Raw genomic sequence first — 11,734 nt, forward strand, 5'->3', positions numbered from 1 at the left:
GCTGGTCACCGTGAACAGCAGCACCGCCGTCAGCGCCGCGTCGGCCAGGGTGTGCGGCGCGAAACGGGCCGCGCGCAGCCGCCACAGCAGCAGCCAGCCGAACGCGGCCCCGGTCAGCGCCAGCGCGGCCGTGCTGACCTGGTCCACGTACGGGCCCAGGAACTCGATCGACCCGTAGTTCAGCAGCACCTCGCCCCGCCAGCCGAAGTGCCGGGCCACATGGAAGACCAGGGCGCCCAGCGACTCCACCTCGGTGCCCCGGTCCCGCTGGAAGGTCAGGAACGCGAAGGCGCCCGGCATGGACACCGTGAACAGCAGCGCGACGCCCGCCGCGGTCACCGCCGCCGACGCCCACGCCCGCCGCCGCACCGCACCGACCAGCAGCAGCGCCGGCCACACCTTCAGCAGCGCCCCGACCGCCGTCAGCGCGCCCATCACCCGCGGGCGCCGGACCCCGGCGAGCAGCGCCGCCACGGCGACCGCGGTCACCATCACGTCGTAGCGGGCGTACACCGTCGGCCCGAGCAGCGGCACGCCCGCCACCCACACCCAGGCCCCGCGCGGGGACCGGCCGGGCCGCCCGCCCGCGCGCACCAGCAGCGCCAGCACGACGACGTCGGCCAGGCAGGCCAGCACGAAGAAGGCGTGCGCGTACGACAGGAAGGGCAGCACGGCGGGGGAGAGGACCGGGAGGGCCGCGGCCGGCGGGTACTGCCAGGTCACGTCGTCCAGCGGAAACGTTCCTTGGCGCAGGACCTCGTACCAGCCGCGGTAGATCACCGACACGTCCGAGGTGACGTCCGGACCGGGGAAGGCGTACACCCGGAAGACGAACAGCAGCAGTGCCGCACGCGTGACGCCCCAGGTCCCGAGCAGCCACGCCAGGGATCGCCCGGCACCCTTCGTCTCCACGTGATCCCCTGCCGTCCGTTTCGCCGCGCTTGCCCTGCCGTTCGAATCCGCTTCGAGCGACCATGATGTCCCGCGCACCTGTGCGCAAGCCACAGACTCGGCCGGACCCCGCCGCGGACGGCCCATTCGGTAGGGTCGGCGGCGATGCACAAGACCCTGATCGTCACCAACGACTTCCCGCCCCGGCCGGGCGGCATCCAGGCCTTCCTGCACAACATGGCCCTCCGCCTGGACCCCGGCCGGCTGGTCGTCTACGCCTCCACCTGGAAGCGCGGCCGGGAGGGCGCCGAGGCCACCGCCGCCTTCGACGCCGAGCAGCCCTTCACCGTCGTACGCGACCGTACGACGATGCTGCTGCCCACCCCGCAGGCCACCCGGCGGGCGGTCGGGCTGCTCCGCGAGCACGGCTGCACCTCGGTGTGGTTCGGCGCGGCGGCCCCGCTCGGGCTGATGGCGCCGGCGCTGCGCAGGGCAGGCGCCGAACGGCTGGTGGCCACCACCCACGGCCACGAGGCCGGCTGGGCCCAGCTGCCCGCGGCCCGGCAGCTGCTGCGCCGCATCGGGGAGTCCACGGACACGATCACCTACCTCGGCGAGTACACCCGCTCGCGGATAGCGAGCGCGCTCTCCCCGGGCGCGGCCGGCCGGATGGTCCAGCTGCCGCCCGGGGTCGACGAGAAGACCTTCCACCCCGGCTCCGGCGGCGACGAGGTCCGCGCGCGGCTCGGCCTGACCGACCGCCCGGTGGTGGTGTGCGTCTCCCGGCTGGTCCGGCGCAAGGGGCAGGACACGCTGATCCAGGCGATGCCCCGCATCCTCGCCGCCGAACCGGACACCGTCCTGCTGATCGTCGGCGGCGGCCCCTACGAGCAGGAGCTGCGCCGTCTGGCCCGGGAGACGGGAGTGGCCGGCTCGGTCCGCTTCACCGGCGCCGTGCCCTGGTCCGAGCTGCCCGCCCACTACGGTGCCGGCGACGTCTTCGCCATGCCCTGCCGCACCCGCCGCGGCGGTCTGGACGTGGAGGGTCTCGGCATCGTCTACCTGGAGGCCTCCGCCACCGGCCTGCCGGTCGTCGCGGGCGACTCCGGCGGCGCCCCGGACGCGGTCCTGGACGGGGAGACCGGCTGGGTGGTCCGCGGCGGCGCACCCGCGGAGGCCGCCGACCGCATCGTGGCCCTCCTCCAGGACCCCGAACTGCGCCGCAGGATGGGCGAGCGGGGCCGCCGGTGGGTGGAGGAGAAGTGGCGCTGGGACCTGCTGGCGGAGAACCTGAAGACGCTGCTGTAGGACGACGCGCCCCGAAGGGCGCCGGCTACTTGGCGTACAGGGCCTCGATCTCGTCGGCGTAATCCTTGGCCACGACGTTCCGCTTCAGCTTCAGCGACGGCGTCAGATGCCCGGACTCCTCCGTGAACTGAGCCGGCAGGATCCGGAACTTGCGCACCGACTCCGCCTTCGACACCGCCGCGTTGCCGTCGTCCACGGCCGCCTGGACCGCCGCGAGCAGATCCGGGTCCTCGCGCAGCGCCGCCGCCGTGGCGCCCGCCGGCTTGCCGTGCTCGGCGCACCAACGGCCCAGGAACTCCTCGTCGATGGTGACCAGCGCGCCCACGAACGGCCGCCCGTCGCCCACCACCATGCACTCCGCGACCAGCGCGTGTGCCCGGATCCGGTCCTCGATCACTGCCGGGGCCACGTTCTTGCCGCCCGCCGTGACGATGATCTCCTTCTTCCGGCCGGTGATCCTCAGATAGCCGTCCTCGTCCAGGGTGCCGATGTCCCCGGTGTGGAACCAGCCGTCGGCCAGCGCCTCCGCGGTCGCGCCCGGGTTGTTCCAGTACTCCTTGAACAGGTGCTCGCCGTGCAGCAGCACCTCGCCGTCGTCCGCGATCCGCACCACCGAGCCGGGCAGCGGCTGCCCGACCGTGCCGATCTTCTGCCGGTCCCACGGGTTGAACGCGGTCGCCGCACAGGACTCGGTCAGGCCGTAGCCCTCCAGCACGGAGAAGCCGATGCCGCGGAAGAAGTGCCCGAGCCGCTCGCCCAGCGGGGCCCCGCCGGAGATGGCGTACTCGCCCCGGCCGCCCAGGACCGCGCGCAGCTTGCCGTAGACCAGCTTGTCGAAGATCTTGTGCTTGAGCTTCAGGCCGAACGACGGGCCCGAGGGGCTGTCCAGCGCCTTGCTGTAGGCGATCGCGGTGTCCGCCGCCTTGTCGAAGATCGCGCCCTTGCCGTCCGCCTGCGCCTTGGCCCGGGCCGAGTTGTAGACCTTCTCGAAGACCCGCGGCACGCCGAGGATCAGCGTCGGCCGGAACGCGGCCAGCTCGTCGGTGAGGTTCTTGATGTCCGGGACGCAGCCCAGCTTGATCGGCGCCATCATCGGCGCCACCTGCACCAGCCGCCCGAAGACGTGCGCCAGCGGAAGGAAGAGGAGGACGGAGCACTCACCGGTGCGGAACAGCGGACGCAGCCGCTCCACGACGTTCCCGCACTCGGCGAAGAAGCTGCGGTGGGTGAGCACACAGCCCTTGGGGCGCCCGGTCGTGCCGCTCGTGTACACGATGGTCGCCGGGTCGTCGGCCCGGGCGAGCGAGCTGCGCTCCTCCACCGTCTCGTCCGACACGCCCTGCCCGAGCCGGCCCAGCTCCGCCACGCCCCCGGCCTCGATCTGCCAGACGTGCTTCAGCGCGGGCAGCGACTCGCGCACCGACTCCACGGCCGCCGCGTGGTTGTCCAGTTCGACGACGCAGGCGGTCGCGCCCGAGTCCGCCAGGATCCACTGCACCTGCTCCGGCGAGCTGGTCTCGTACACCGGCACGGTGATCGCGCCCGCGCTCCAGATCGCGAAGTCGAGCAGCGTCCACTCGTACCGCGTCCGGGACATCAGGCCCACCCGGTCGCCCGGCTGCACGCCGGAGGCGATCAGACCCTTGGCGGCGGTGCGCACCTCGGCCAGGAACTCCCGCGCGGACACGTCCCGCCAGGCACCTCCGACCTTGCGGGCGATGACGGCGACGTCGGGGTGCTGCGCGGCGTTTCTGCGGACGATGTCGGTCAGATTCCCGTCCGCAGGGACCTCGTACAAAGCCGGAAGGCTGAACTCGCGCAAGACTGCTGCTCCTCTTAGGGCGCCGGCGCCACGACGTTGTGCGATGCGACGGTGCGGTCCAAGGCTCGGGCAAGTGCCCCGGATCCCCATGCCGGTCGCCTGCGGATTCGCATGACGATTCACATGTTGAAAACCAGAGCACGACTGGACTGCCCGGACGTTACCCGCCGGTATGGCGTCTACGACAGGGGGTCCCGGCGAGATGTTCGCTGCGTCACACACGTGGGCGTTCCTTCGCGCACAGTAGTCCACGGCCGAACCGACCGGCGAGTAACCGCAGGCCGGACCGGCACTGTTCACCTACACCGCACACGCCTACGCTTGATCGTCATGGCATCCACACGCTCCGGCAACCGGCGGACCCGCGTCCACGTGGTCAGCGACGTGCACGGCAACGCCCGTGACCTGGCGCGGGCCGGCGTGGGTGCCGACGCCCTCATCTGCCTGGGCGACCTCATCCTCTTCCTCGACTACGCCGACCACTCGCGCGGCATCTTCCCGGACCTGTTCGGCAAGGAGAACGCCGACCGCATCGTGGAGCTGCGCACCGCCCGCCGCTTCGAGGAGGCCCGTGAGTTCGGCGCCCGGCTGTGGGCCGGCATCGGCACCGACCGGGCCGCGGCCATCGAGAAGGCCGTGCGCAAGCAGTACGCCGAGCTGTTCGCCGCGTTCCCCACCCCGACGTACGCCACCTACGGCAACGTCGACATGCCGCGGCTGTGGCCGGAGTACGCCCGCCCCGGCACCACGGTCCTCGACGGCCAGCGGGTGGAGATCGGCGGCCGGACCTTCGGTTTCGTCGGCGGCGGCCTGCGCACCCCGATGCGCACCCCCTTCGAGATCAGCGACGAGGAGTACGCGGCGAAGATCGAGGCCGTCGGCGAGGTCGACGTGCTGTGCACGCACATCCCGCCGGAGGTGCCCGAACTGGTCTACGACACCGTGGCCCGCCGGTTCGAGCGGGGCAGCCGGGCCCTGCTGGACGCCATCCGCCGCACCAGGCCGCGGTACGCGCTGTTCGGGCATGTGCACCAGCCGCTGGCGCGCCGGATGCGGATCGGCGCCACCGAGTGCGTGAACGTGGGGCACTTCGCCGGCACCGGCAGGCCCTGGGCGCTCGAATGGTGAGGCGCCGGAGGCGCGGTGAAGGCGGCAGGTCGGCGGCGCGGTAGCCTTCACGCTGCACACACGTGCGCAGCCCGGCGCACACAGACCTCTCAAGACGGCCCGCATCTGGAGGAGCCACGGCGATGGCGGAACACACCAGTTCGAGCATCACGATCGAGGCCGCTCCGGCCGACGTCATGGCGGTGATCGCCGACTTCGCGCGCTACCCGGACTGGACCGGCGAGGTGAAGGAGGCGGAGGTCCTCGGCACCGACGCGCAGGGCCGCGCCCAGCAGGTCCGCCTCGTGATGGACGCCGGCGCCATCAAGGACGACCAGACCCTCGCCTACACCTGGACCGGCGACCACGAGGTCTCCTGGACCCTGGTGAAGTCCCAGATGCTCCGCTCCCTCGACGGCTCCTACCTGCTGAAGCCGGCCGGCGCGGGCGGCACCGAGGTCACCTACCGGCTCACCGTCGACGTCAAGATCCCCATGCTGGGCATGATCAAGCGCAAGGCGGAGAAGGTCATCATCGACCGGGCGCTGGCGGGTCTGAAGAAGAGGGTGGAGTCGGGCCGCTAGGGTCCCGCCGCCAGGGTGCCCGCCGCGGGTGCGCCCGGGGAACTCCGGCCGCGCGTCCGCCGTGGCCGGCCGCGCAGCGCACCGCGCCCCTCGGGGCGTCTCCGTTACCGTTCAGCCTCATGCGCACCATCCTGATCACGGGCCCCGGCGGCAGCGGCCGTACCACCATCGCCGCCGCCACCGCGCTCGAAGCCGCCCGCGAGGGACGCCGCACCCTCCTGCTGAGCGCCGACCGCACCGACACCCCCGGCACCGCCCTGGGCACCGCGACAGGACCGGTCCCCACCGAGGTCACCGCGCACCTCACCGCCTGGCGGCCGGACGCGGTCGCCCGCTTCCGCGAGGACCTCACCGCCTTCCAGAGCCGTGCCGCGAACGTCCTCGACCTGCTGGGTGCCGCCCGCCTGGACGCCGAGGAGGTCACCCCGCTGCCCGGCGCGGAGGAACTGTCCTTCCTGCGCGCCCTGCGGGACGCGGCCCTCTCCGAGCGCTACGACCTCCTCGTCGTCGACCTCCCGCCGCTGCCGCAGGCCCTCGCCCTGCTCGGCCTGCCCGAGGAACTGCGCCGCTACCTGCGCCGCCTGCTGCCGCCCGAACGGCAGGCCGCCCGCGCCCTGCGCCCGGTCCTCGGCCGGCTGGCCGGCGTCCCGATGCCCGCCGACTGGCTGTACGAGACGGCGGCCCGCTGGGACGTCGAACTGGCCGCCGTCGAGGCCGTCCTCACCGACCGGGACACCGCCGTACGCCTGGTCGCCGAACCCGGCCCGGCCGGCGCCGACGCCGTCCGCGCCGCGACCCTCGGCCTCGCCCTGCGCGGCCTGCCCACCGAGGCCCTGATCGCCAACCGCGCGCTGCCCGACACCGCCGACGCCTGGCCCGCCCCGCTCCTCGCCCAGCAGCGCAAGGCGCTCGCCGACTGGCAGGAGTCGTACGACGTCCGTCCCGTCCCGCACCTCGGCCGCGACCCGCACGGCCCCGACGACCTCGCGGCCCTCGCCGTACCCGCCGTCAATCCGGCGCGCGCCCCGGTCGAGTGGCCCGTCACCGACCGGATCGCCGAGGACGGCGTACTGGTCTGGCACCTCCCGCTGCCCGGAGCGATACGGGACGAACTGGACCTCGTCCGGCGCGGCGACGAGCTGCTGCTCACCGTGGGCCCCTTCCGCCGGATCGTTCCGCTGCCCTCCGCGCTGCGCCGCTGCACGGTCGCCGGAGCCGGCCTGCGCGACGGCGAGCTGCGCATCCGCTTCGCCCCCGACCCCGGCCTGTGGCCCGCGAAGGGGCGGTGAACGGGCACGCCCGTTCGGGTAACGTCGTAAAGGCGAACCGTAGTCAGGAGCCGCCATGAGCGAAGAGCGCCCCGCACCCGACCCGTCCGAGGAGGAGCAGGCGAGGGCGGCCGACGCCGACGCCTGGGCCACGGCCTGTGCCGAGGACCTCGACGCCGAGCGGGCCCGCCGCCGCGCCGAGCACGGCTCGCCGCCGGGATCGGCGGCCGAGGAGCTGAAGAAACTCGTGGACACGGTGGCCGACAAGCTGTCCGGCCTTCCGTCACCGCTTCTCGGCGGCCTCGCCGGACCCGCCGCCCAGCAGATGGTGCGGCAGGTCGTCCAGCAGGCGAAGGCCGCCGTCGAGCCCGTCATAGACCGCAACCCGGACGTGTTCGACCACCTCGCCGCGGCCGGCGGCGAGCTGCTCGCCGCCTACCGCTCCGCCGTCCAGGCCCAGGAGCAGCGCTGGACCTCCCGTGCGGCCGACCCGGCGGACGACCGCCCGGACCGGCGCGACCCGGGCGAGGGCACCGGTCCGGGGGAACGCATCGACCTGGACTGAAGCCCTCGCACGGCGGGGCCTCGGGTACGGTTGGCCGTAGCGGGGCTCGACCGAAACTGAGGGATTCATGGGACTCACCATCGGCGTCGACATCGGCGGCACGAAGATCGCGGCCGGCGTGGTCGACGAGGAAGGCAACATCCTCTCGACCTTCAAGGTGCCGACCCCCACCACGCCCGAGGCCATCGTGGACGCCATCGCCTCGGCGGTGGAGGGTGCGCGCGCCGGGCACGAGATCGTCGGCGTGGGCATCGGCGCGGCCGGATACGTCAACCGGCAGCGGTCCACGGTGTACTTCGCGCCGAACATCGACTGGCGCAACGAGCCGCTCAAGGAGAAGGTCGAGGCGCGTACCGGCCTCCCGGTCGTGGTCGAGAACGACGCCAACGCCGCCGCCTGGGGCGAGTACAAGTTCGGCGCCGGCAAGGGCCACCGCAACGTCATCTGCATCACGCTCGGCACCGGCCTCGGCGGCGGCATCATCATCGGCAACAAGCTGCGCCGCGGCCACTTCGGCGTGGCCGCCGAGTTCGGCCACATCCGGATGGTCCCGGACGGCCTGCTCTGCGGCTGCGGCTCGCAGGGCTGCTGGGAGCAGTACGCCTCCGGCCGCGCCCTCGTCCGCTACGCCAAGCAGCGCGCCAACGCCACCCCCGAGCGCGCCGAGATCCTGCTGGCGCTCGGCGACGGCACCCCCGACGGCATCGAGGGCAAGCACATCTCCGTGGCCGCCCGCCAGGGCGACCCGGTCGCCGTGGACTCCTACCGCGAGCTGGCCCGCTGGGCCGGCGCCGGCCTCGCCGACCTGGCCTCCCTCTTCGACCCGTCCGCGTTCATCGTCGGCGGCGGCCTCTCCGACGAGGGCGACCTGGTCCTCGACCCGATCCGCAAGTCGTACAAGCGCTGGCTGGTCGGCGCCAACTGGCGCCCGATGGCCGACGTGATCGCGGCGCAGCTGGGCAACAAGGCCGGCATGGTGGGCGCGGCGGACCTGGCGCGGGAGCCCGACCCGGTCATGTAGCGCTCCGGAGGGGCGCGGGAACCGTTCGCGACGGGCGGCTGCCTCGGCGTGGCGCGACCAGCCACGACGAACCGCGAGCCGCCCATGACCCCGCGCCCCGAGCCGCCCGGCGTACATTGATCCACATGGCGCTGCTCCCCAACTCCCGCACCGAGCCCGATGGTTCCGCCGTCCTCCGCGTCCTGAGCTACAACATCCGCTCGATGCGCGACGACACCTCCGCCCTCGCCAGGGTGATCACCGCCTGCGCCCCCGATCTGGTCCTCCTCCAGGAGGCCCCCCGCTTCTTCCGCTGGCGCAAGAAACTCGCCCGTCTCGCCGCGGCCTCCGGCCAGGTGATCCTCACCGGCGGCGCCACGGCCGCGGGACCGGCGATCCTGTGCAGCCTCCGCGCCACCGTCGAGCGCACCGAGGACGTCCTCCTGCCGCTCACCCCCGGCCTCCACCGGCGCGGCTTCGCCACGGCGGTGGTCCGCTTCGGCGGCGCCCGCCTCGGCGTGCTCAGCTGCCACCTGAGCCTCCAGCAGGACGAGCGCTACGACCAGGGCGGCCTGCTCCTGGAGCGCCTCGCCGCGCTCGGCGTGGAACACGCCGTCGCGGGCGGCGACCTCAACGAACGCCCCGAGGGCCGCACCTTCCGCCGCCTCGCCGAGACCCTCCAGGACTGCCGTACGGCCGCTCCCTGGGGCGGCGAGTTCACCTCCACCCCCGCCGACCCCCACCAGCGCATCGACGCCGTCTTCGCCACCCAGGGCATCGAGGTCCTCGGCTGCGGGGTCCCGCTGGACCAGCCGGGCGTCACCCGGGCCGACCTGGCGGCGGCCACGGACCACCTCCCGGTGCTGGCGGCCCTCCGGGTCCCGGCCGCCTGAGAGCCGTCCCGGCAGTCGCTCGGACACGGGGAGGTCCTGGACGAGGCGCAGGCGCGGCCCGGTGCCCGAGGTCCGCCGTCAGACCACCGCCCCGCGCCCGGGGTCGTCGTCCTCGTCGTCGTCGGTCCGCATCCGCGTCACCAGCGTCACGAAGCCGCCGAGGAAGCCGCCGATGCCGAGCGTGGACAGCCACCAGGTCATGTCCCAGCCGAGCAGCACCGCCAGCAGGAGCAGGACGGGACCGCCGATCACCCCGAGCCAGGCGAACTTGGCGGTCGTGTCCGCGGTCGGCAGCGGCGGCGGCTCCGGCGGGACGAAGTGGCCCTCGTCGTCGGCGTCGAAGTCGTCGTCGGACGGCTCGGGCGCCGTGTAGTCGCGCGGGCCGACACCGGGCGCGAAGGCGACCGAGCCGCCCAGCGGCCGGGCGGCCGGCCGGCCCGCGGAGTCCTCCGCGTCGCCCCCGGGGACGCTCTCCGCGTCCGGCACCGGGTCCTTCGCCGCGTCCGGCGCCGCGTCCTTCGCGTCCGGCACCGGGTTCTTCTCCGGCTTCTTCTCCAGCAGCGCGAGATCCTCGACCGACTTGAAGGGCCGGGCGCCGGGCGGGTCCGGCGGCTCCTCGCCGTACCCGGCGACGATGGCCCGCCAGGCGGCGTCCTCGTCGAACGGCACCTCCTGCCGGTCCGGCTCGCGGGCCTCCCGGCCCTCGCGGCCTTCACGGCCTTCACGGCCCTCGCGGTCCTCACGGTCGGAGTCGTGCTCAGCCAACTGCGGCCGTCCCTTCCTCGGCGACACCGGGTGCGAGCCGGCCGATGAAGGCGAGGCTCTCCTCGAAGACCCGGTCCGCATCCTCGTCCAACGTCGCCACGTGGTAGCTGTGTTCCAGCACGATCTCCGTGACGTCCACGGACGACACCCGGCTCAGCACCCGCGCCGAGTCCGCCGCCGGCACGACATGGTCCCGGGCGCTGCGCAGCAGCAGCAACGGCTGGGTGACCTGGGGCAGCTCGCCGTCCAGCCGGCGCAGGAACAGCCGCAGCGAATGCGCCGCGTGCAGCGGCACCCGGTCGTAGCCCAGCTCCGCCGCGCCCTCCTTCGCTATGTCGCTGGCGATGCCCTTCGTCGTCCGCACCAGATGCCGGGCCACCGGAAGGGCGTACGCCGACAGGCCGTGCACCCGGTTCGCCGGGTTGACGACCACCGCGCCCGCGACCCGCTCCCCGTGCCGGGCCGCCAGCCGGAGGGCCAGTGCCCCGCCCATCGACAGGCCCGCGACGAAGACCCGGGAGCAGCGCTCGGTGAGGACGCGCAGCTCGCGGTCGACCGCCGCGTACCAGTCGTGCCAGGTGGTGAGCTGCATGTCCGCCCAGCGGGTGCCGTGGCCGGGCAGCAGCGGCAGGGACACGGTCAGGCCGTGGGCCGCGTGGTGCTCCGCCCAGGGGCGCAGCGACTGGGGCGAGCCGGTGAAGCCGTGGCAGAGGAGGACCCCCACCTCACCGCCCTCATGGCGGTACGGCTCGGCTCCGGGGAGAACTGGCATGTGCTTCACCGTACGCGACCGCACTGACACCGACCAGGGTCGTCGGGCCCATTGACGGTCCTCCGGGTTAAGGTCTCTCCGACGGAAACAGGAGGCACACGGGTGTTGTACGGCACGATGAAGGTCGCCATCGGAGGGCCGCTGAAGGTTGCCTTCAGGCCTTGGGTGGAGGGCCTGGAGAACATCCCGGCCACCGGCCCGGCCATCCTGGCCAGCAACCATCTGTCCTTCTCGGACTCGTTCTTCCTGCCGGCCGTGCTGGACCGCAAGGTCACCTTCATCGCCAAGGCCGAGTACTTCACCACCCCGGGCGTGAAGGGCCGGCTCACCGCGGCCTTCTTCAAGGGCGTCGGCCAGCTCCCGGTGGACCGCTCCGGGGCGCGCGGCGCCGGTGAGGCGGCGATCAAGAGCGGCATAGAGGTGCTGGAGCGCGGCGAGCTGTTCGGCATCTACCCGGAGGGCACCCGCTCGCCGGACGGGCGGCTGTACCGGGGCAAGCCCGGCGGCCTCGCCCGCGTGGCGCTCGCCACCGGCGCGCCGGTGATCCCGGTCGCCATGATCGACACGGAGAAGATCCAGCCGCCCGGCAAGGTCGTGCCGAAGCTGATGCGGCCCGGCATCCGCATCGGCAAGCCCATGGACTTCAGCCGCTACCAGGGCATGGAGCACGACCGGTTCGTGCTGCGCGCCCTGACCGACGAGGTCATGTACGAGATCATGAAGCTCTCCGGCCAGGAGTACGTCGACATGTACGCCACC

12 protein-coding genes are annotated in these 11,734 nt (G+C 73.3%); 8 read left to right on the forward strand and 4 right to left on the reverse strand.

The window, feature by feature from the left end:
- Positions 1 to 912, reverse strand: a 912-nt coding sequence (locus tag CCN44_RS15505) for a glycosyltransferase family 87 protein (protein ID WP_086697957.1), incomplete at its 3' end; no start/stop codon positions are given.
- Between the two features lie 144 nt (positions 913 to 1,056).
- Between CCN44_RS15505 and CCN44_RS15510 the strand changes: the two genes are divergently transcribed.
- Positions 1,057 to 2,199, forward strand: a complete 1,143-nt coding sequence (locus CCN44_RS15510; RefSeq protein ID WP_059248874.1) for a glycosyltransferase family 4 protein — start codon at positions 1,057 to 1,059, stop codon at positions 2,197 to 2,199.
- A gap of 25 nt (positions 2,200 to 2,224) precedes the next feature.
- On the opposite strand, the gene CCN44_RS15515 is transcribed toward CCN44_RS15510, so the two are convergent.
- The gene (locus CCN44_RS15515) at positions 2,225 to 4,021 is read right to left on the reverse strand and encodes an AMP-dependent synthetase/ligase (protein ID WP_059248873.1); all 1,797 of its coding nucleotides are present in this window, start codon (positions 4,019 to 4,021) and stop codon (positions 2,225 to 2,227) included.
- A gap of 330 nt (positions 4,022 to 4,351) precedes the next feature.
- Between CCN44_RS15515 and CCN44_RS15520 the strand changes: the two genes are divergently transcribed.
- The 6 genes from CCN44_RS15520 to CCN44_RS15545 all read left to right on the forward strand — a co-directional run bounded on the left by CCN44_RS15520 (position 4,352) and on the right by CCN44_RS15545 (position 9,438).
- Positions 4,352 to 5,149: a metallophosphoesterase family protein gene (locus tag CCN44_RS15520; RefSeq protein WP_086697959.1), complete on the forward strand. Its 798-nt coding sequence runs from the start codon at positions 4,352 to 4,354 to the stop codon at positions 5,147 to 5,149.
- 122 nt (positions 5,150 to 5,271) lie between these two features.
- The gene (locus tag CCN44_RS15525) at positions 5,272 to 5,712 is read left to right on the forward strand and encodes an SRPBCC family protein (protein WP_059248872.1); all 441 of its coding nucleotides are present in this window, start codon (positions 5,272 to 5,274) and stop codon (positions 5,710 to 5,712) included.
- A gap of 119 nt (positions 5,713 to 5,831) precedes the next feature.
- Positions 5,832 to 7,001 carry an ArsA family ATPase gene (locus CCN44_RS15530; RefSeq protein WP_086697958.1) on the forward strand — a complete coding sequence of 390 codons (1,170 nt, stop codon included), beginning with the start codon at positions 5,832 to 5,834 and terminating at the stop codon, positions 6,999 to 7,001.
- Between the two features lie 55 nt (positions 7,002 to 7,056).
- Complete coding sequence (locus CCN44_RS15535) at positions 7,057 to 7,545, forward strand: DUF5304 domain-containing protein (protein ID WP_059248870.1); 489 nt, start codon at positions 7,057 to 7,059, stop codon at positions 7,543 to 7,545.
- Between the two features lie 67 nt (positions 7,546 to 7,612).
- Positions 7,613 to 8,566 carry an ROK family glucokinase gene (locus tag CCN44_RS15540; protein WP_059248869.1) on the forward strand — a complete coding sequence of 318 codons (954 nt, stop codon included), beginning with the start codon at positions 7,613 to 7,615 and terminating at the stop codon, positions 8,564 to 8,566.
- A 125-nt stretch (positions 8,567 to 8,691) separates the two neighbouring features.
- The gene (locus CCN44_RS15545) at positions 8,692 to 9,438 is read left to right on the forward strand and encodes an endonuclease/exonuclease/phosphatase family protein (RefSeq protein ID WP_059248868.1); all 747 of its coding nucleotides are present in this window, start codon (positions 8,692 to 8,694) and stop codon (positions 9,436 to 9,438) included.
- A 78-nt stretch (positions 9,439 to 9,516) separates the two neighbouring features.
- Here the strand turns inward: CCN44_RS15545 and CCN44_RS15550 are convergent, their stop codons facing one another.
- Positions 9,517 to 10,203 carry a hypothetical protein gene (locus CCN44_RS15550; protein ID WP_059248867.1) on the reverse strand — a complete coding sequence of 229 codons (687 nt, stop codon included), beginning with the start codon at positions 10,201 to 10,203 and terminating at the stop codon, positions 9,517 to 9,519.
- Positions 10,196 to 10,975 (reverse strand): alpha/beta hydrolase, encoded by a 780-nt coding sequence (locus CCN44_RS15555; protein ID WP_059248866.1) that lies wholly within the window; start codon positions 10,973 to 10,975, stop codon positions 10,196 to 10,198. The genes CCN44_RS15550 and CCN44_RS15555 overlap by 8 nt, the downstream gene beginning before the upstream one ends.
- Before the next feature lie 117 nt (positions 10,976 to 11,092).
- Between CCN44_RS15555 and CCN44_RS15560 the strand changes: the two genes are divergently transcribed.
- The coding region (locus CCN44_RS15560) for a lysophospholipid acyltransferase family protein (protein ID WP_086697960.1) at positions 11,093 to 11,734 on the forward strand (642 nt) is incomplete at its 3' end.

Origin of the sequence: Streptomyces tricolor (assembly GCF_002155905.1) — a bacterium.
Classification (GTDB): Bacteria; Actinomycetota; Actinomycetes; order Streptomycetales; family Streptomycetaceae; genus Streptomyces; species Streptomyces tricolor.

Coding starts and splice junctions, on each gene's coding strand:
- CCN44_RS15510 (WP_059248874.1), top strand. CDS start 1,057: ATGCACAAGACCCTGATCGTCACCAACGACTTCCCGCCCCGGCCGGGC.
- CCN44_RS15520 (WP_086697959.1), top strand. CDS start 4,352: ATGGCATCCACACGCTCCGGCAACCGGCGGACCCGCGTCCACGTGGTC.
- CCN44_RS15525 (WP_059248872.1), top strand. CDS start 5,272: ATGGCGGAACACACCAGTTCGAGCATCACGATCGAGGCCGCTCCGGCC.
- CCN44_RS15530 (WP_086697958.1), top strand. CDS start 5,832: ATGCGCACCATCCTGATCACGGGCCCCGGCGGCAGCGGCCGTACCACC.
- CCN44_RS15535 (WP_059248870.1), top strand. CDS start 7,057: ATGAGCGAAGAGCGCCCCGCACCCGACCCGTCCGAGGAGGAGCAGGCG.
- CCN44_RS15540 (WP_059248869.1), top strand. CDS start 7,613: ATGGGACTCACCATCGGCGTCGACATCGGCGGCACGAAGATCGCGGCC.
- CCN44_RS15545 (WP_059248868.1), top strand. CDS start 8,692: ATGGCGCTGCTCCCCAACTCCCGCACCGAGCCCGATGGTTCCGCCGTC.
- CCN44_RS15555 (WP_059248866.1), bottom strand. CDS start 10,975: ATGCCAGTTCTCCCCGGAGCCGAGCCGTACCGCCATGAGGGCGGTGAG.